General features: G+C 40.7%; 19 protein-coding genes. 18 read left to right on the forward strand and 1 reads right to left on the reverse strand.

What is annotated here, in order from left to right; translation table 11 throughout:
- Positions 1 to 23: 23 nt before the first annotated feature.
- The 9 genes from IQ10_RS12975 to rnc all read left to right on the forward strand — a co-directional run bounded on the left by IQ10_RS12975 (position 24) and on the right by rnc (position 9,439).
- Positions 24 to 1,703, forward strand: coding sequence for a DAK2 domain-containing protein (locus IQ10_RS12975; RefSeq protein WP_144450921.1), 1,680 nt, complete (start codon positions 24 to 26; stop codon positions 1,701 to 1,703).
- Between the two features lie 30 nt (positions 1,704 to 1,733).
- On the forward strand, positions 1,734 to 2,585 hold the full coding sequence (locus tag IQ10_RS12980; protein WP_144450922.1) for a DegV family protein: 852 nt from the start codon (positions 1,734 to 1,736) through the stop codon (positions 2,583 to 2,585).
- Positions 2,586 to 2,760: 175 nt separating this feature from the next.
- A complete protein-coding gene (gene recG, locus IQ10_RS12985; protein ID WP_144450923.1) occupies positions 2,761 to 4,809 on the forward strand; it encodes an ATP-dependent DNA helicase RecG in 2,049 nt (682 codons plus the stop codon).
- Positions 4,810 to 4,884: 75 nt separating this feature from the next.
- Positions 4,885 to 5,466 (forward strand): transcription factor FapR, encoded by a 582-nt coding sequence (fapR, locus tag IQ10_RS12990; protein WP_144450924.1) that lies wholly within the window; start codon positions 4,885 to 4,887, stop codon positions 5,464 to 5,466.
- A complete protein-coding gene (plsX, locus tag IQ10_RS12995) occupies positions 5,463 to 6,461 on the forward strand; it encodes a phosphate acyltransferase PlsX (RefSeq protein WP_144450925.1) in 999 nt (332 codons plus the stop codon). The genes fapR and plsX overlap by 4 nt, the downstream gene beginning before the upstream one ends.
- A gap of 12 nt (positions 6,462 to 6,473) precedes the next feature.
- Complete coding sequence (gene fabD, locus IQ10_RS13000; RefSeq protein ID WP_144450926.1) at positions 6,474 to 7,436, forward strand: ACP S-malonyltransferase; 963 nt, start codon at positions 6,474 to 6,476, stop codon at positions 7,434 to 7,436.
- The gene (gene fabG, locus IQ10_RS13005; RefSeq protein WP_144450927.1) at positions 7,423 to 8,166 is read left to right on the forward strand and encodes a 3-oxoacyl-[acyl-carrier-protein] reductase; all 744 of its coding nucleotides are present in this window, start codon (positions 7,423 to 7,425) and stop codon (positions 8,164 to 8,166) included. The genes fabD and fabG overlap by 14 nt, the downstream gene beginning before the upstream one ends.
- Before the next feature lie 101 nt (positions 8,167 to 8,267).
- Positions 8,268 to 8,501: an acyl carrier protein gene (gene acpP, locus IQ10_RS13010; RefSeq protein WP_144450928.1), complete on the forward strand. Its 234-nt coding sequence runs from the start codon at positions 8,268 to 8,270 to the stop codon at positions 8,499 to 8,501.
- Positions 8,502 to 8,716: 215 nt separating this feature from the next.
- Entirely contained in the window at positions 8,717 to 9,439 is a 723-nt protein-coding gene (gene rnc, locus IQ10_RS13015; protein WP_242009831.1) for a ribonuclease III, read from the forward strand.
- Between the two features lie 38 nt (positions 9,440 to 9,477).
- Here the strand turns inward: rnc and IQ10_RS13020 are convergent, their stop codons facing one another.
- Entirely contained in the window at positions 9,478 to 9,699 is a 222-nt protein-coding gene (locus IQ10_RS13020; RefSeq protein WP_144450930.1) for a DUF1128 domain-containing protein, read from the reverse strand.
- A 171-nt stretch (positions 9,700 to 9,870) separates the two neighbouring features.
- Between IQ10_RS13020 and smc the strand changes: the two genes are divergently transcribed.
- The 9 genes from smc (at position 9,871) to trmD (ending at position 18,712) form a co-directional block, all read left to right on the forward strand.
- A complete protein-coding gene (gene smc, locus IQ10_RS13025; protein WP_144450931.1) occupies positions 9,871 to 13,434 on the forward strand; it encodes a chromosome segregation protein SMC in 3,564 nt (1,187 codons plus the stop codon).
- Between the two features lie 9 nt (positions 13,435 to 13,443).
- Positions 13,444 to 14,439, forward strand: coding sequence for a signal recognition particle-docking protein FtsY (gene ftsY / locus IQ10_RS13030; RefSeq protein WP_144450932.1), 996 nt, complete (start codon positions 13,444 to 13,446; stop codon positions 14,437 to 14,439).
- A gap of 160 nt (positions 14,440 to 14,599) precedes the next feature.
- Positions 14,600 to 14,929 (forward strand): putative DNA-binding protein, encoded by a 330-nt coding sequence (locus tag IQ10_RS13035; RefSeq protein WP_144450933.1) that lies wholly within the window; start codon positions 14,600 to 14,602, stop codon positions 14,927 to 14,929.
- 11 nt (positions 14,930 to 14,940) lie between these two features.
- Positions 14,941 to 16,299, forward strand: coding sequence for a signal recognition particle protein (gene ffh / locus IQ10_RS13040; protein WP_144450934.1), 1,359 nt, complete (start codon positions 14,941 to 14,943; stop codon positions 16,297 to 16,299).
- A gap of 88 nt (positions 16,300 to 16,387) precedes the next feature.
- Positions 16,388 to 16,660: a 30S ribosomal protein S16 gene (rpsP, locus tag IQ10_RS13045; RefSeq protein WP_144450935.1), complete on the forward strand. Its 273-nt coding sequence runs from the start codon at positions 16,388 to 16,390 to the stop codon at positions 16,658 to 16,660.
- A gap of 25 nt (positions 16,661 to 16,685) precedes the next feature.
- Positions 16,686 to 16,916, forward strand: coding sequence for a KH domain-containing protein (locus tag IQ10_RS13050; RefSeq protein ID WP_144450936.1), 231 nt, complete (start codon positions 16,686 to 16,688; stop codon positions 16,914 to 16,916).
- Positions 16,917 to 17,053: 137 nt separating this feature from the next.
- Positions 17,054 to 17,476, forward strand: coding sequence for a YlqD family protein (locus IQ10_RS13055; RefSeq protein ID WP_144450937.1), 423 nt, complete (start codon positions 17,054 to 17,056; stop codon positions 17,474 to 17,476).
- Entirely contained in the window at positions 17,460 to 17,981 is a 522-nt protein-coding gene (gene rimM, locus IQ10_RS13060; RefSeq protein ID WP_144450938.1) for a ribosome maturation factor RimM, read from the forward strand. Before IQ10_RS13055 ends, rimM begins: the two co-directional genes overlap by 17 nt.
- Positions 17,978 to 18,712 (forward strand): tRNA (guanosine(37)-N1)-methyltransferase TrmD, encoded by a 735-nt coding sequence (gene trmD, locus IQ10_RS13065; RefSeq protein WP_144450939.1) that lies wholly within the window; start codon positions 17,978 to 17,980, stop codon positions 18,710 to 18,712. The genes rimM and trmD overlap by 4 nt, the downstream gene beginning before the upstream one ends.
- Positions 18,713 to 18,823: the final 111 nt, after the last annotated feature.

The raw sequence follows: 18,823 nt of genomic DNA on the forward strand, positions 1-18,823 counted from the left end.
TAGGTAGTTAGGAGGAAAAGTTTGTGGCAATAAAACAACTAGAAGGTAAGATGCTCGCTCAAATGTTTGTTGAGGGGGCATCGAATCTGTCAAGGTACGTAAAAGTCGTCGATTCGTTAAATGTGTTCCCAGTACCAGATGGTGATACAGGAACAAACATGAACTTATCTATTACTTCAGGTGTGAAGGAAGTAAAGCAGAATATACAGGATGATGCAAGTAAGGTTGCTGCCGCTTTTGCAAAAGGTTTACTGATGGGAGCAAGAGGGAATTCAGGTGTTATCTTATCTCAGCTTTTCAGAGGATTCTCAAAGCAGGTAGAAGGGAAATCGTCAATTAGTACAGTCGACTTTGCCAAAGCACTTGACCATGGTGTCGAGACGGCTTATAAGGCCGTCATGAAGCCTGTTGAGGGGACAATTTTAACGGTTGCTAAGGAAGCAGCCAAACACGCTCTAAAAACGGCTAAAAAGCATGATGATCTTATTTATGTTATGGATGAAACCTTAAAAGAAGCAAAGGCCTCACTGAAGCGTACACCTAACTTATTACCTGTTTTAAAAGAAGTTGGAGTAGTGGATTCTGGTGGACAGGGACTCGTCTATATATACGAGGGTTTTCTTGCTGTGTTAAAAGGCGAAGAATTATCGGATGATGTAGAGGATCTACCTTCAATGGAAGATCTGGTGAAAGTCGAGCACCATAATGTACAAAGCCATATGGCAACGGAAGATATTGAATTTGGCTTCTGTACAGAAGTGATGGTTCGTTTTGAGGAAGCGAAGACGGCTAAGAACCCGTTTGATGAAGGTAGCTTTAGACAAGAGTTAAGTGCTCTTGGTGATTCTTTACTGGTCGTTTCAGATGAGGATCTTCTTAAGGTACATATACACGCTGAACAACCAGGTGAAGTACTGACAAAAGCCCAACGTTTTGGTGAATTAATCAATATCAAAATTGAGAACATGCGCCAGCAGCATACTCATTTACTGGAAGAAACGAAAGCTGTTTATGAACAGGCTGGTGAGCTGACAGTTAAAGAAAAAAGCGAATTTGGTATCGTAACGGTATCAATGGGTGAAGGCATAGCAGAGCTGTTTAAAGGACTAGGAGCTGGAGTTGTCATTTCTGGTGGTCAAACGATGAATCCGAGCACAGAAGATATTGTGAAAGCAATTGAAGAAGTTCATGCCAAACACGTGATCATTTTACCTAATAATGGTAATATCATCATGGCAGCTGAACAAGCGGCTCAAGTTGTAGGTGAGAATGCGGTTGTTGTTCCGTCTAAAACGGTTCCACAAGGGCTTGCAGCATTGCTTGCGTTTAATCCGACTGAAGAGTTGGTAAACAATGCAGATACAATGACAGAGGCGATGACTGCTGTGAAATCTGGACAGGTAACATATGCTGTACGTGATACAACTATTGATGGCATTATAATTAAAAAAGATGACTTTATGGGCATTGCTGAAAAGAAAATTGTTAGCTCTGGAGCTGATATTCTTTCAGTGACAAAAGAACTTATTGTAAAAATGCTAGATGAAGACAGCGAAATCGTCACTTTACTTCAAGGTGAGGATGCATCAGACGATTCAACAGAGCAGCTAGTTGATTTCTTGGAAGAAGAATATCCTGAGTTAGAAGTGGATGTCCATAAGGGTAACCAACCTCTTTACTCTTATATTATTTCAGTTGAGTAAGGCAAGAATCAGAAAGGGGTGTGGAGTAGAGTGACGAAAATTAAAATTGTAACAGACAGTACCGCTGATATTCCAGCTTCTTTAGTGGAGGAATTGGGTATTACAGTCGTCCCTCTAAATGTTACTTTTTCAGATGAAGAATCTTATGAGGATGGAGTTAGCTTAACGGCAGATCAATTTTATAAAAAGGTTGAACAGTCGGGTATTATCCCATCAACTTCACAGCCCACTCCTCATCAATTCGAGGAAGTGTATCGCTCGTTGCTTGATGAAGATAGTACGATTATCTCCATTCATTTATCTTCAAAGTTAAGTGGCACTTTTCAATCTGCCACGATTGCAAAGCAAGCCATTGATGAAGAGAATGTGATTCATGTCATTGATTCAAAGCGTGCATCTTATGCGATTGGTATCATTGTCGTAGAAGTAGCAAAATTAGCAAATGAGGGCAAGTCGCTCGACGCTTGTTTAGCACGATTAGAAGAATTACTTGATGATACAAATGTCTTTTTTATGGTTGATACACTCGATTTCCTTCAAAAAAATGGCCGAATCGGAAAGGCATCAGCTCTACTAGGAACGATGCTAAAGATTAAGCCTATTCTTTCTTTATCTGCTGAAGGTGAAGTGTATTCTCATGAAAAAGCTAGAGGACAAAAGAAAGCACTGAATCGTATGATTGAATTGCTAAAAGACCAGTATGGGACTTCGCCTATCCACTTAGGCATTTTTCATGCTGTCAATGAGACTTTAGCAATGGAAATGTGTAAGAGACTTAAAGAAGAGTTCGATGTACAGTCGGACGTGATCACATCTATTGGTGCTGTTATTGGTGCGCATGTGGGGCCTGGTACCATCGCCATTGCCATGGCTAAAGCTTGAAAACGGAAAAAATATTCCTGCCTTTTCTAAAATGGGGTAGGAATATTTTTGTCTACTTAGAGTGGGGGAGGTCATCTATAATGAAGCAGCGCAGTTATCGTATTGATTCAATTAATAAACAGATAAAGACTAACAAATGTAATAGTTGCAATCATGATTGGCCGAGTTGGCTGAAATGAATGAGATCATGAAACAACCAGTTACGTCTGTGAATGGAATCGGGGAAGAGACCGCAAAACAATTACAAGGGCTCCGTATTACAACCGTTGGTGAACTTTTGGAGCATTTTCCGTTTCGCTATGAAGATTATAAGTTAAAAGACTTACATGAAGTCGGGCATGAAGAGCGAGTAACTGTTGTAGGAACTGTTCAAAGTGAACCGTCCATCCGTTATTTCGGAAAGAAGAAAAACCGTCTTTCATTTCGGTTTCTTGTTAACCAAATCCTTATCACTGTTACCTTCTTTAATCGTGCTTTTTTAAAAAATCAAATCGTTGTTGGATCTGAATTAACGATAACCGGTAAGTGGGACCAGCATCGGATGACGATTACAGGAAGCGAATGTCGCCAAGGGCGAGAAGAGAGAGAGCAAACGATTGTACCCGTTTATTCTGTAGCGGGTAAGTTGACAACGAAATCGCTACGTAAATACGTCTTTCAAGCAATCAAGCAGTTTGGTACACATATTCCAGATATTGTTCCTACTGAACTTTTAGAAGCTTATAAGCTTCCTACAAAAGGAGAAGCGGTACATCGTCTGCATTTTCCTCCTAACGCGGAATCGATGAAGCATGCGCGAAGACGAATGGTTTATGAAGAATTTTTGCTATTCCAATTAAAAATGCAAGCTTTTAGAAAAGCAAATCGCGAAAATGCAAAAGGGCGATCTCTTTTGATTTCATACGAGGATGTTAGCTCATTTATTCAGCAATTGCCATTTCCGCTAACTGGTGCACAAGAGCGTGTTGTTAATGAAGTGATGGCTGATCTACGTTCTCCTTACCGTATGAATCGTCTTCTGCAAGGGGATGTAGGCTCTGGGAAGACGGTTGTAGCGGCTATTTGTATGTATGTTGTGATTAAAGCTGGTTTTCAGGCGGCTCTCATGGTTCCCACTGAAATCCTTGCAGAGCAACATGTACAATCTTTACAATCATTTTTCGAACCACTTGGTATTCGCGTTGAATTATTATCAGGTTCTGTTAAAGGGAAAAAGAGAAAGGAACGTTTAGAAGCATTAAGAGTGGGTGAACTCTCTCTCGTTGTTGGAACGCATGCCTTGATTCAAGATGATGTGATTTTCCATAACCTCGGTTTGGTCATTACGGATGAACAGCATCGTTTTGGTGTTGAGCAACGACGAGTATTGCGAGACAAGGGAGAAAATCCTGACGTGCTTTTTATGACGGCAACGCCAATTCCAAGAACACTTGCGATTTCTGTGTTCGGTGATATGGATGTGTCGATTATTGATGAAATGCCAGCTGGTCGAAAAGTCATTGAAACGTACTGGGCAAAGCCTGATATGTTTGAGCGAGTGCTTGATTTTATCAATAAAGAATTGCAAGCTGGACGTCAAGCTTATATCATTTGTCCGTTAATTGAAGAATCAGAGAAGCTTGACGTTCAAAATGCAATCGATGTTCATATGATCTTACAACAGCATTTTCAAGGAAAGTGGCAGGTTGGTCTGATGCATGGCCGCCTCCCATCTGCAGAAAAAGAAGCTGTAATGGAAGCTTTTAGTAAGAATGAATCGCAAATTCTCGTTTCGACTACAGTTGTTGAAGTAGGGGTTAACGTACCAAATGCAACGGTGATGGTGATTTATGATGCAGAGCGCTTTGGCCTTGCCCAGCTCCATCAATTAAGAGGACGGGTCGGTCGTGGCGATGCCCAGTCATATTGCATTTTGCTAGCTGATCCTAAATCTGAAGTAGGGAAAGAACGAATGAGAATTATGACTGAAACCAATGATGGCTTTGTTCTTTCTGAGAGAGATTTAGAATTGCGTGGTTCGGGTGATTTCTTTGGAACGAAACAGAGTGGCTTGCCCGACTTTAAAGTGGCGGATGTCGTTCATGATTACCGCGCTTTAGAAGTAGCTCGTCAAGATGCTGTGAAGCTAGTAAATTCAAGTGCCTTTTGGTCTGAACAACGTTATGCTGATTTAAGGGAGTATATCCACGAACAAGGAATATTAGATGGGCAAAAACTGGATTAACTATTGAAATCAAGCATAAGCAACTATATACTACTCTTAGTACCTAGTCATATAAATAAGTGGAAGGTGCATGCCTTGAAACGAAAAAAGAAAGAACGCCAAGAGCTACTTAAACAGACATTAGAAGCGAACCCCTTTATGACAGATGAAGCGCTCGCAGATCAATTTGCTGTTAGTATACAAACGATTCGTCTTGATCGAATGGAGCTAGCGATTCCAGAATTACGGGAGCGAATTAAGGATGTTGCCAAGCAACAGCTTGATGATGTGAAGGCACTCTCGCCTGAAGAAGTCATCGGTGAAATTGTTGACCTCCAGTTGGATGAAAGAGCAATTTCTATTTTAGATGTCAAAAATGAACATGTATTTTCTCGAAGTGGCATCGCCCGTGGGCATCATTTATTTGCACAAGCCAATTCGCTAGCTGTTGCGATTATTGACGATCAATTAGCTTTAACAGCCAAAGCAACGATTCGTTTCACTAGACAAGTACAAGCTGGTGAAAGAGTCATTGCGAAAGCACAAGTAGTTGACATTGATTTAGCCCTTACAAAAGTGAATGTGTTAAGCTATGTAGATCATGAACTTGTGTTTTCAGGTGAATTTGTGATGTACCGTTCAAATGATCGAGAGCCAAAAAGGGGAGAACAAAAATGAGATTATCCATTGATGCAATGGGAGGCGACAATGCCCCAAAAGCCCAAGTTGAAGCTGCCCAAAAGGCAATTCAATCATTTCCTGACATAGAGATTACTCTGGTTGGAGATGAAGAAGAGATTCAAAAATATCTTACTGATTCTACTCGAATAACGATTTTACATACGACGGAAAAAATTGAAGACACGGATCAACCAACGACAGCTGTTCGTAGGAAGAAAGATTCATCAATGGTTCTTGCCGTTCGTGAAGTGAAAGAGGGGCGTGCTGATGCAACGATTTCATCTGGTAATACAGGAGCATTGATGACAGCTGGTTTGCTATATGTTGGTCGAATAAAAGGGATCGATCGCCCAGCTCTTTCGCCGATGCTACCTACACTTGATGGAAACGGCTTTTTATTGCTTGATGTAGGGGCAAATATGGACGCTAAGCCTGAACAGTTACTTCAATATGCGATCATTGGTAAAACATACATGGAAATGGTTCGCGGTGTGAATAAGCCTCGTATCGGCTTATTAAATGTAGGAACCGAGAGTGGAAAGGGAAATGAACTGACAAAGAATGCATTTCCACTTCTTGAAGCTGCGGGTTTTCATTTTGTTGGAAATGTCGAAGCGCGTGATTTATTAAATGGTGTAGCAGATGTTGTCGTTTGTGATGGTTTTGCTGGAAATTTAGTTTTAAAAACAATCGAAGGAACGGCAGGAACTTTGTTTTCTTTGTTGAAAAAAGAATTAACAAGCTCATTTATTAATAAACTAGCTGCTGGAGTGTTGAAGTCTAGCTTCAAAGAAATTAAGAATACGTTAAGTTATTCTGAATACGGTGGAGCAGGCCTATATGGTTTAAAAGCTCCTGTGATAAAGGCTCATGGTTCATCCGATGCAACAGCTGTATTTCATGCGATTCGACAAGCTAAAGAGATGGTTGAACAGCAGGTGGTAACCATTATTAAAAGTGAAGTTGCTAAACTTGAGCAAAAACAAGAGTAAAGGATGATTTTGATGGGGAAAATAGCCTTTCTGTTTCCAGGACAAGGGTCTCAAGCTGTTGGAATGGGTCAAGAGCTAATTGAAAAAGAAAGCAGTTGTAAAGATATTTTTGATCGAGCAGATGCAAAGCTTGAGTATGCTCTTTCTACAATAATGCTTGAAGGACCAGAAGATACTCTTAAAAGAACAGAGCACACTCAGCCCGCTTTAGTGACAATGAGTACAGCTGTTCTTGAACTTTTGCAAGAAGAAGGAATTACCCCAGATTATGTAGCTGGACATAGTTTAGGAGAATATAGTGCACTCGTAGCGTCAAAAGCGATGACTTTTGAAGATGCTGTTTATGCTGTAAGAAACAGAGGATTGTTTATGGAAGAAGCCGTTCCTTTTGGAGAGGGAGCGATGGCAGCTGTTCTAGGATTGGATCGTGCAACGCTGGAAGAAGTTTGTGAAGCTGTCGCAAGAGAATCTGGTGAAATAGCAGAACTTGCAAACTTGAATTGCCCTGGACAAATCGTTCTTTCAGGTTCAGCTAAAGGAATTGAGTTAGCAAGTGTCAAGGCGAAAGAAGCTGGGGCAAAGCGGGTGATCCCACTCCAAGTGAGTGGACCGTTTCATTCATCATTAATGAAGCCAGCCGCTATCAAACTTGAAGGTGTTCTTCAAGGCATTGAGATTTGTGATGCTGTTATTCCAGTAATCGCGAATGTTTCGGCAGAAGCGGTACAAGACTCAGCTCAGGTTCGTATAAACTTAATTGAACAGGTGTATTCACCAGTCCTTTGGGAGGATACGATTCGGACATTACTTGCTGCTGGTGTCGATACATTTGTTGAAGTAGGCTCAGGTAACGTTTTAACGGGACTTGTACGTAAAGTTGAACGGAGAGCAAAAGCGATGGCTATTAGCAATCGTGAGGGAGTGTTAAAGCTAAAAGAAATGCTTGAAGGGGTGAACGATAATGTTACAAGGTAAAGTGGCGATCGTAACAGGTGCTTCTCGCGGGATTGGACGAGCAACAGCCATTGAATTAGCGCGCAACGGAGCAAATGTAGTAGTTAATTACGCTGGAAGTAAAGAAAAGGCAGAGCAAGTGGTCGTGGAAATTAAGGAGCTTGGTGTTGATGCGTTAGCGATTCAGGCTGACATTGCAAATAGTGAACAGGTTACAGAAATGGTGAAAGAGGCGATCGATACATTTGGTAGAGTCGATATCCTTGTTAATAATGCCGGAATTACAAAGGATAATCTCATCATGCGTATGAAAGAAGAAGAATGGGATGCGGTCATTAATACGAATTTAAAAGGTGTCTTTAACTGTTCAAAAGCAGTGACTCGTCAAATGATGAAGCAACGATATGGAAGAATTATTAATGTAGCATCTGTTGTAGCTACATTAGGAAATGCTGGACAAGCTAATTATGTAGCAGCAAAAGCAGGTGTGATTGGATTAACGAAGACGATGGCACGAGAATTAGCAAATCGTAATATACACGTTAATGCAGTTGCTCCAGGTTTCATTGAGACAGATATGACTGACGAGCTTGGGGAAGATGTAAAAGGTCAACTTCTAACGCAAATTCCACTTGCTACTCTTGGGAAACCTGAGCATATTGCAAGAGTTGTCCGTTTCCTAGCAAGTGCAGATGCTGATTATATGACTGGACAAACTTTACATGTCGACGGTGGGATGGTAATGCCGTAAGTAAGAGGGTCACTTGGGAGAAAAGAGAGCTTGACAGAAATCGTGTTCATCGGTAAAATTCTCCTAGCCTTCATCAAACCTTGAGAGGAGGTGAACGGAACATGGCAGATACATTATCACGTGTAACAAAAATTGTTGTTGATCGTCTTGGTGTAGAAGAGGCAGAAGTAAAACCTGAGGCTTCTTTTAAAGATGATTTAGGTGCAGATTCATTGGATGTAGTTGAACTTGTAATGGAACTTGAAGATGAGTTTGACTTAGAAATTTCTGATGAGGAAGCTGAGAAAATTGCGACTGTTGCTGATGTCGTTGATTACATAAACAGCCGTCAGTAAAAGAGTTAAGTCCCATGTGGTTGCGCCATATGGGACTTGCTTTTAAAATGTGTAGTAAGCTTGGTTTGTGTGTCGTTTATCGTCTCTTGACGTAATAAACAATCGACGGTTACTAATTTTTTATGATGTTGGAGGTTACAATGCCACAATCTTCGAAGTACCAACGTAAAGCGAAGTCCCATCAATCGAGTGATCGAAGACGGGCACCTAGAAAAATGATTTTAACAGAAGAACAGAAAAAGCAATTCGATGTCTTAATGGAACGTGTTGAGTTGACTTTTGAAAACCGAAAGCTCTTAATCCAAGCTTTCACGCATTCATCCTATGTGAATGAGCACCGAATTTATTCTTTTCAAGATAATGAGCGTTTAGAGTTTCTTGGAGATGCGGTTTTAGAGCTTGCGGTCTCTCAGTTTTTATTTAAAAAATTTACTGCAATGAGCGAAGGAGATATGACTAAGCTTCGTGCTTCAATCGTTTGTGAACCTTCTCTTGCCCGCTTTGCACATGAGCTTCATTTTGGTGAAGTTGTGTTACTTGGAAAGGGAGAAGAAATGACTGGTGGAAGAGCGCGCCCAGCCTTGCTTGCTGATGTGTTTGAAGCATTTATTGGCGCCTTGTATTTAGACCAAGGTCTTGAAATAGTTTACCAGTTCTTAAGCAAGACAATGTATCCAAAGATTAATGATGGTGCTTTTTCGCATATGATGGATTTCAAAAGTCAGCTACAAGAGTTCATTCAGCGTGATAATTTAGGACAAATCCAATATATTATTGTCCAAGAGCGTGGACCTGCACATAATCGTGAATTTGTCTCTGAAGTGCAGCTAAATGAATCAACACTCGGAATTGGGACTGGGCGCTCTAAGAAAGAAGCTGAGCAGCATGCAGCACAACAAGCTTTGATGAAATTAAGTGAACAGGAAAAGCTTAAATAAGAAAACGTCCTCTCCATTTTATTTGAGAGGACGTTTTCTTATTTGCGTAGTCGGCCAAGTTCAGACACAATTGCATCGAGTTCACTAACCGAAAATGAATTCTTTTTCTTGATCATTTCATAAATATCTCGTAAATCTTCATACTGATCGGTATCAAAGCTTTTGGAATTAAGAGCACCTGCATTGACAATTTGCAGTTTCTTTTTGATCTCTTCAAGCATAAACTCAATATTTTCGCGTTTGTTAGTCGTTAAATCCATTTCCTCACTCCTATTTGCAACTAGATATTCTTATCGTATCATAGAGTGACATAGATGTCCTTAGTTTATAATTAAGAACTCGATTGTTTAATCGGATGAATGTCTGATATTATAGATAAGCTTCATATGGTAGAATAGATAGGTTGTTAATCATGGTAAGGGGGAAAAAGTATGTTCCTCAAACGACTTGAAGTCGTAGGATTCAAATCTTTTGCAGAACAAATTAATATTGATTTTGTTCCGGGTGTCACGGCAGTTGTCGGGCCAAACGGAAGCGGGAAAAGTAATATATCTGACAGTATACGATGGGTACTTGGTGAGCAATCAGCAAAGTCACTTCGAGGTTCAAAAATGGAGGACATTATTTTTGCTGGAAGTGATAGTCGCAAGCCACTTAATTATGCTGAGGTTAGTCTTGTTCTTGATAATGAGGACCAGCATCTTGCAATTGACTATAGCGAAGTGAGCGTGACGCGAAGAGTGTATCGTTCAGGTGATAGTGAATATTTAATCAATAAACAGCCTTGTCGTTTAAAGGATATCGTAGATTTATTTTTGGATTCTGGCTTAGGTCGAGAAGCCTATTCGATTATTGGACAAGGGAAGGTCGAAGAGATATTAAGTAATAAAGCTGAAGATCGTCGAGTGATCTTTGAAGAGGCCGCAGGTGTATTGAAATATAAGACACGCAAAGTAAAAGCGGAAAAGCGCTTAATTGAAACGCAAGACAACTTATTTCGGGTTGAGGATATTCTTCATGAATTAGAAGATCAAGTTGAGCCCCTTCAAATTCAAGCTTCTATCGCGAAAGATTATTTGCAAAAACGCGAGGAATTAAAAGAAGTAGATATTGCTTTACTCGTTCATGAAATTAATGAGCTTCATGGTCAGTGGGAAAATGAGAAAAAGAAATTAACTCGTGTTAGAGAACAGTTTGATGAGTATGAGAAAAAGCTAGAAGATATGGAACAGCAGCGTTTATCGTTACGAGAGAAAACAACTTTACTAGCAACCGAGTATAACCAAGCGCAGGAAGAACTCCTTTTCGAAAGTGAAGAGCTTGAAAAAAACGAAGGAAAGCGCCAAGTATTAAAAGAACGGAAGCGAAATGCTTCTCAAAATAAAGAACAATTAGAACGTGCTTTAAAAGATAAATCAGATCAATTTACCGCTATAAATCAAGAATGGCAAGCAGAAAAAGAGAAACTTGAACATGCGCGTAGCCAGTTAGAAGAGTTAGAAGAGCTCGTGTCAAAAAAACAATCTCTAATTAATCGAGCTAGCTCAAATAGGGAAGAAGAGATAGATCGCCTTAAGGCAGACTATATTGAGGTTCTAAATGAACAGGCAAGTATTCGAAATGAACGTCGCTATCTTGAAGAGCAGATCAGACAGCAAAGCGTGAAGCAAGAACGATTGATTTCTGAGAATGAGGGTTTGCTTACTAGTCGCACGGAACTATTGGAGCGACTTAAGGAAGCGATACAAGAAGCCGACGAAAAGGAAAAAGATTTGGCGAAGGTTGGCGAAGATTATCGTAAGCTTTTGCGTCAGCATGAAACGCAAAAAGAGCTCTATCATCAAAAAGAAACACAGCTCTATGAGACGTATCAAATCTTGCAGCGACTACAGTCCCGAGCGGATGTGTTAGAAGAGATGCAAGCTGATTTCTCGGGGTTCTTTCACGGTGTAAAGGAAATACTGAAGGCTCGCGGGCAACTCCCAGGCGTGCTTGGCGCGGTTGCTGAATTGATTCAAGTGCCAAAGGATTATGAGACAGCCCTAGAAATTGCTTTAGGAGGGGCTTCACAGCATATCGTCATGGAATCTGAAGCTAATGCAAGAAAAGCGATTCAATTTCTCAAACAAAATCGGATCGGTCGCGCGACATTTTTACCACTACCTGTCATGAAACCAAGGGAGATACCAGGCTTTCAATTACAGCAAATTGAAGGTCACTCTGCTTTCATAGGTGTCGCGGCCTCTTTATTATCTTTTGACAAAAAATATGAGAACGTCATCTTTCATTTGCTTGGGCATGTCATCATCGCAAATGATTTACAAGGAGCCAATGAGCTAGCGAAAATAACGGGACATCGCTTTCGAGTTGTTACGCTGGACGGTGACGTTGTAAATCCAGGAGGCTCGATGACAGGGGGGGCGATGAAACAAAAGCAAACCCCATTGCTCGGTAGAAAGCGTGAACTTGAAGAGTTACAAGAGAAACTTATGACACTTACTAGTATTGCTGAAAATTTAGAGCAAGAAGTAAAGCAATTAAAAGACAAAAATGGAGCAGAAGAACTAGCACTTGAAGATCTTCGTACAAGCGGAGAAGAGGCTCGTCACATTGCTCAAGTTGCAAAAGCGAATGTACGTGATCTTGAACGAGAAGTCGAACTTTCACAGGATCAATTCTCGAGATTTGATCGCGACAAAGCAGGTTTTGCGGAAGATATTGAACGAATCCAAACTCGTCTTACACAACTTGAAGTAACATATGAGGAAACGACTAAACAAGCCGAGCAGCTAGAGCAAGAAGTGAAGCGGCTTGAAGTTGAGCAAGTTGAGCAGCGTCAATCTAGGGAAACATTACAAGAAGAACTCACTACGGATAAGATTGCACTTGCAACAGCAAAGGAACGATTCTCTTCGATCAAAGAACAGACGAAGCGCTTAAGTGCAGCTAAATCGCTATTAGAAAGTGAGCTTACAGAGCTTCGCGACCATTTTGAATTGGTAGTTGGCGAAATATCTGATCGTTCAGGTGGAGAAAGTAGCCTAGAAGAACGGATTGAACGAAGCCGTATGAAAAAGCAGGAGCTTACCGAACGAATAATGAAGATGAAGCAGGAAAGACATGCTCTTGATGAAGCATATGTCAAGCTTGAACAAGCTCTTAAAAAGCAGCAAGGTGACCATTCATACGTGGCAAATGAGTGTCGCCAAATTGAAGTGAAGGTCAATCGAATGGATGTAGATCTCGATAATCGTTTGAATCATCTTCGTGAGGAATATGAGCTCTCCTTTGAAGCGGCAAGCATGCAGCACAAGCTTCAAATAGACCCTGAGGAAGCAAGAACAAAGGTGAAGCTCATTAAATTGGCGATTGAAGAGCTTGGGACAGTTAATCTTGGAGCAATCGAGGAATACGAACGAGTTCGCGAGCGTTTTGACTTTTTAAATGAGCAACGCCAGGATTTACAGGATGCCAAAACGACTTTACATGACGTCATTGCAGAAATGGACCAAGAGATGACTAGACGTTTTCATGAGACATATATACAAATTCGCGCTCATTTCCAAAAGATTTTCAAGCAATTGTTTGGCGGAGGTGAGGCTGATTTAGTATTAACTGAGCCAGATAACTTGCTTAGTACAGGTGTGGAAATTTTAGCGAGACCCCCAGGAAAGAAAATGCAAAACCTCGCACTATTATCTGGTGGGGAGCGGGCATTAACAGCAATTGGCCTGTTGTTTGCGATTTTACGTGTCCGTCCAGTACCTTTTTGTGTTCTTGATGAGGTGGAAGCAGCGCTTGATGAAGCGAACGTTAGCCGCTTTGCTCATTTCCTGAAGGATTTCAGTGCAGCGACACAATTTATTGTCATTACACACCGAAAAGGAACGATGGAAGAAGCGGACGTTCTCTATGGTGTAACGATGCAGGAATCAGGAGTGTCGAGACTCGTTTCAGTTAAACTAGAAGAAACAAAACAATTAGTGGAAAGCTAGGTGACGAATATGAGCTTTTTTAAGAAATTAAAAGAAAAAATTACGAATCAGACGACCGAGGTAACAGATAAATTTAAACAAGGATTAGAAAAAACGAGAGATTCCTTTGTCGGTCGCATGAATGAACTTGTGTACCGGTATCGAAAAGTAGATGAAGATTTTTTCGAGGAATTAGAAGAACTGTTAATTAGTGCAGATGTTGGTGTCACGACGGTGATGGAGCTTATTGATGAGTTAAAGGATGAAGTTCGCTTACGAAATATTAAGGATACAAAAGAGATCCAACCCGTTATTTCAGAAAAGCTTGCTGAGTTACTTGAAAAAGAGGGGGATGATGTATCTCTCAACCTTCAAGAATCGGGTATGACTGTTATCCTAGTTGTTGGTGTGAATGGAGTCGGAAAAACAACAAGTATTGGTAAGCTTGCGCATCACTTAAAGCAGCAAGGGAAATCTGTGATGATGGCTGCGGGTGATACATTCCGTGCAGGAGCCATTGAACAGCTTGAAGTATGGGGAGAGCGTGTCGGCGTAGATGTCATTAAGCAACAAGCTGGGTCGGACCCTGCAGCCGTCATGTATGATGCTCTTCAAGCAGCTAAAGCACGTAAGATCGATGTTTTACTTTGTGATACAGCAGGACGACTTCAAAACAAAGTAAACTTAATGAATGAACTGGAGAAGGTAAAGCGGATCATTGAACGTGAAGTTCCTGGAGCACCTCATGAAGTTCTACTTGTTCTTGATGCAACAACTGGTCAAAATGCGATGTCACAAGCAAAGACGTTCGGTCAATCAACAGATGTATCGGGTATTGTCTTAACGAAGCTTGACGGAACGGCTAAAGGTGGGATTGTTCTAGCGATTCGTCATGAGCTTGACATTCCTGTGAAATTTATCGGACTTGGTGAAAAGGTTGACGATCTGCAACCGTTTGATGCGGAACAATTTGTGTATGGATTGTTTAAAGATGTCCTAGAAGCAGAACAGGAAGATAGTCAATAAGAAAGCGACGAGGCTCTGCTAGTAGGATGAAATCTAATATAGGATAGAAACTTGTTTAGGTATAAGTGATCCTTTGTTAAGAAAAAAACTTGACAGTATCGAAGCGATGTTGTAACATGATATCTCGTAAAGGGAAATCACTTAACAAGGGGTTGGTTATGTGTTGGAGAAGACGCTCCGAATGAATCTTTTATTCGATTTCTATCAATCCTTGCTAACACAGAAGCAGAGTAAATATATGTCCTTGTATTATTTGGATGATTTCTCTTTAGGTGAGATTGCCGAGGAGTTTGATATTAGTCGACAAGCTGTTTATGATAATATTAAGCGAACAGAAGCAATGCTCGAGGAATATGAGAGCAAGTTGAAGCTTCTTTCTAAGTTTGAGAAGCGTTCAGAACTTGTCGCTCAAATGAAGCAGGCAATCGAAAGCAATGCGACTCCTGAAGAGATCATGTCAATGCTTGACTCTCTTGAGAAATTGGATTAGGAGGCGACAACATGGCATTTGAAGGTTTAGCGGAGCGACTGCAAGATACATTAACAAAAATTCGTGGTAAAGGAAAAGTAAGCGAACAAGACATCAAAGATATGATGCGTGAAGTTCGGCTCGCTTTACTAGAAGCGGATGTTAACTTTAAAGTTGTGAAGCAATTTATTGCAAGTGTGAAAGAAAAGGCACTTGGGCAAGAAGTGATGAAAAGCTTAACGCCAGGTCAACAAGTCATTAAGGTGGTTAATGAAGAATTAACGGCTTTAATGGGGGGCGAGCAAAGCAAAATCGCAGTAGCACAAAAGTCGCCAACTGTTGTGATGATGGTCGGCCTTCAAGGTGCAGGTAAGACAACAACGACGGCAAAGCTGGCAAATCATTTACGCAAGAAGCATAATCGCAATCCGTTGCTTGTCGCGGCTGATATTTACCGTCCAGCGGCCATAAAGCAGCTAGAAACACTAGGCAAACAGTTAAATATGCCAGTCTTTTCTTTAGGAGATCAAGTCAGCCCTGTTGAAATTGCTAAACAAGCAATTTCAAAGGCAAAGGAAGAGCATCATGATTATGTGCTGATTGATACAGCAGGTCGTTTGCATATTGATGAAACCTTAATGGATGAGTTGAAGCAAGTAAAAGAGCTAGCTAAACCAGATGAAATTTTACTTGTTGTTGATGCAATGACTGGTCAAGATGCTGTGAATGTGGCAGAGAGCTTCAATGAACAGCTTGATGTGACTGGTGTCGTCCTTACAAAACTTGACGGGGATACTCGTGGTGGGGCAGCTATTTCAGTTAAAGCTGTGACAAATACACCAATTAAGTTTGTCGGGATGGGCGAAAAAATTGATCAACTTGAGCCTTTTCATCCAGAGCGTATGGCATCACGAATACTTGGTATGGGTGATGTGCTTACACTTATTGAAAAAGCACAGTCGAATGTTGATGAAGAAAAGGTTAGAGAGCTTGAGAAAAAAATGCGGAATATGGATTTCACATTTGATGATTTCCTTGAGCAGCTAGATCAAGTTCGTAATATGGGTCCACTTGATGAAATACTTGGTATGATACCAGGCTTGAACAAAGCTAAAGGTATGAAGGATTTACAAGTAGATGACAAGCAAATTGGTAAGGTCGAGGCGATCGTTCGGTCCATGACAAAAAAGGAAAAGCAAGATCCAAGTATCATGAACGCAAGTAGACGCCGTAGAATTGCAAATGGTAGTGGTACGACAATTCAAGATGTCAACCGACTATTAAAGCAATTTGAAGACATGAAGAAAATGATGAAACAAATGACCGGTATGACCTCAGGTAAAGGAAAGAAACGAGGAAAAGGTCTTGGTGGCTTTAAGCTTCCATTTTAAAACTGAAGTCCTTTTTTCTAGTTGATAACTAGAAAAATTGATGATATTATAAACTATTGTGTGAAATATTTTTGGAGGTGTCCCACGAATGGCAGTAAAAATTCGTTTAAAGCGTATGGGTTCAAATAAGGCCCCATTCTATCGTGTAGTAGTAGCAGATTCTCGCGCACCGCGTGACGGTCGTTTCATCGAAGAGATTGGAACGTACAACCCATTAACTCAACCAGCTAAGGTTGACATTGCTGAGGAAAAAGCTCTTGACTGGATGCTTAAAGGTGCAAAGCCTTCTGATACAGTTCGTAATCTTTTCTCTAAAGCTGGGTTAATGGAAAAGCTTCACAACGCAAAAAACCAGAAGTAATTAATTCTTCCAAAAGGAGAATCGCATGAAGGCGTTAGTTGAACACATTGTAAAAGCACTTGTGGATCAGCCTGAACATGTTCAAGTTGAAGAGGTACAAGAAGGACAAACCCTTTGTTTACGATTAACTGTTCATCCTGATGATATTGGGAAGGTTATTGGTAAGCAAGGTCGGACCGCTAAAGCGATACGCTCGGTATTAATTGCCGCAGCACCGTCGCAGTACAAGCGAGTGCGATTAGACATCGTGGATTAGCAACGCAGAAAAAAGGGTGAGGGGAAACCTCTCCCTTTTTCTATTGGTTTTGACCAAATGTAAGACTGATAGCTATAATCTTTGTAAAGGATAAAGGATTGCCTTCGTTCTGAAAAAGAAACACAAAGAGGTGTATTGTGAAGCTAATTCGAACAGTTATCATTAAACACATTGTCACAGAAGAAAAAAAAGCAGCACTTATTTCTGAATTCGAAACAGAAATCATACAATGTGAACGGGAGCTTGAGCAGCTTGTGTTTCAGTTACATAAAGCAACAAAGGATATTCCAAATAAGCATGAACAGCTTACTTTACGAGCACGCTATAAAGAGGAAATTAAAAAGCGCGAAGAAAGACTTCAAACGATTTCGTTTAAGGTACAGCAACTTAACAAGCTTGAACTAGGTTCTGAAATTGGGGTAGGGACAGCGGAAAGTATAGTTGATATAGAAGTTGGTGATCCTTGGCCAGACTTTGAGCAAAAAATAGAAGTTATAATTAAGAACGGTATTGTACATGAAATTCGAGAAAGTAGGAGTGAGCATGACGAATTGGTATAAAGTTGGTAAGGTCGTTAACACGCATGGAGTAAGAGGAGAAGTAAGAGTTATTTCAACGACTGATTTTGCTGATGAACGATATGCAATAGGGACGAGTCTCATGATTAGGCATGAAGGTCAAAAAGAAGAATTTCCAGTTGAAGTTCGTCATCATCGTCGCCATAAAAATTTTGATCTCCTCCAATTTGAAGGCTACCATTCCATCAACGATGTTGAAAAGTTCAAAGGAGCGACCCTTTATGTGTCGGAAGAATTACTTAAGGAATTAGATGAAGGTGAATTTTATTACCACGAGATCATCGGTTGTTTGGTTATAACCGAAGAAGGTACAGAGCTTGGGAAAATAAAAGAAATTATTGAAACAGGGGCAAATGATGTCTGGGTTGTTCAACGTATAGGTGGGGGGAAAGATATTTTACTACCTTATATTGAAGATGTTATTAAGGACATCAATATTGAAGAGAAAATTATTCGTGTGCATTTAATGGAAGGTTTAGTAGAATGAAAATAGATGTGTTGTCGCTTTTCCCAGATATGTTTACAGGTGTATTTGGTTCCTCAATCTTAAAGCAAGCTCAGGATCGCAACGCTGTCTCGCTTAATGTAGTCGATTTTAGACAATATGCTGATAATAAGCATGATAAGGTTGACGATTATCCTTATGGTGGTGGAGCAGGGATGGTATTACGTGCTCAGCCCATTTTCGATGCTGTTGAAGATTTGAGAAAAAGAAACAATACAAAGCCACGTGTGATTTTACTCTGTCCTCAAGGAGAGCGATATTCACAGCAGAAAGCGGAAGAATTAGCCGAGGAAGAGCATTTAATTTTATTGTGTGGACATTATGAAGGGTATGATGAACGGGTAAGGAAACATCTTGTTACCGATGAAATCTCGATAGGGGACTATGTGCTAACTGGTGGTGAGGTAGGGGCAATGGTTGTTGTTGATAGTGTAACAAGGCTATTGCCTGGTGTTCTTGGAAATGCAGAGTCTGCGATAACAGATTCGTTTTCTACTGGTTTGCTTGAACACCCTCATTATACGCGTCCTGCGGAGTTTAGGGGGATGAAAGTACCCGATATTCTTCTATCAGGGCATCACAAGCGGATAGAAGAGTGGCGAGAGCGGGAATCGCTAAGAAGAACCTGGTTAAGAAGACCTGATCTGCTAGAGAGACAAGACTTGAATGAAAGACAAAAAGAATGGATTCGTGAATTTGAAAGAAATGGCTAAAGCGCCTTGTATAGTTGATTGAAATATGGTACTATATCACTTGTGGCTATTAGCCAGTGATTACGATGTTCCGCTGCAGGTTGACCTGATAAGAGCATCTGTATGGAAGGA

The organism is Halalkalibacter nanhaiisediminis (genome assembly GCF_007830185.1).
Taxonomy (GTDB): Bacteria; Bacillota; Bacilli; order Bacillales; family Bacillaceae_D; genus Halalkalibacter; species Halalkalibacter nanhaiisediminis.

What these genes read in the sequence shown, in the direction of transcription:
- recG (WP_144450923.1), top strand. Translation starts at nt 2,761, where the DNA reads ATGAATGAGATCATGAAACAACCAGTTACGTCTGTGAATGGAATCGGG.
- plsX (WP_144450925.1), top strand. Translation starts at nt 5,463, where the DNA reads ATGAGATTATCCATTGATGCAATGGGAGGCGACAATGCCCCAAAAGCC.
- fabD (WP_144450926.1), top strand. Translation starts at nt 6,474, where the DNA reads ATGGGGAAAATAGCCTTTCTGTTTCCAGGACAAGGGTCTCAAGCTGTT.
- fabG (WP_144450927.1), top strand. Translation starts at nt 7,423, where the DNA reads ATGTTACAAGGTAAAGTGGCGATCGTAACAGGTGCTTCTCGCGGGATT.
- acpP (WP_144450928.1), top strand. Translation starts at nt 8,268, where the DNA reads ATGGCAGATACATTATCACGTGTAACAAAAATTGTTGTTGATCGTCTT.
- rnc (WP_242009831.1), top strand. Translation starts at nt 8,717, where the DNA reads ATGATTTTAACAGAAGAACAGAAAAAGCAATTCGATGTCTTAATGGAA.
- IQ10_RS13020 (WP_144450930.1), bottom strand. Translation starts at nt 9,699, where the DNA reads ATGGATTTAACGACTAACAAACGCGAAAATATTGAGTTTATGCTTGAA.
- smc (WP_144450931.1), top strand. Translation starts at nt 9,871, where the DNA reads ATGTTCCTCAAACGACTTGAAGTCGTAGGATTCAAATCTTTTGCAGAA.
- ftsY (WP_144450932.1), top strand. Translation starts at nt 13,444, where the DNA reads ATGAGCTTTTTTAAGAAATTAAAAGAAAAAATTACGAATCAGACGACC.
- ffh (WP_144450934.1), top strand. Translation starts at nt 14,941, where the DNA reads ATGGCATTTGAAGGTTTAGCGGAGCGACTGCAAGATACATTAACAAAA.
- rpsP (WP_144450935.1), top strand. Translation starts at nt 16,388, where the DNA reads ATGGCAGTAAAAATTCGTTTAAAGCGTATGGGTTCAAATAAGGCCCCA.
- IQ10_RS13050 (WP_144450936.1), top strand. Translation starts at nt 16,686, where the DNA reads ATGAAGGCGTTAGTTGAACACATTGTAAAAGCACTTGTGGATCAGCCT.
- rimM (WP_144450938.1), top strand. Translation starts at nt 17,460, where the DNA reads ATGACGAATTGGTATAAAGTTGGTAAGGTCGTTAACACGCATGGAGTA.
- trmD (WP_144450939.1), top strand. Translation starts at nt 17,978, where the DNA reads ATGAAAATAGATGTGTTGTCGCTTTTCCCAGATATGTTTACAGGTGTA.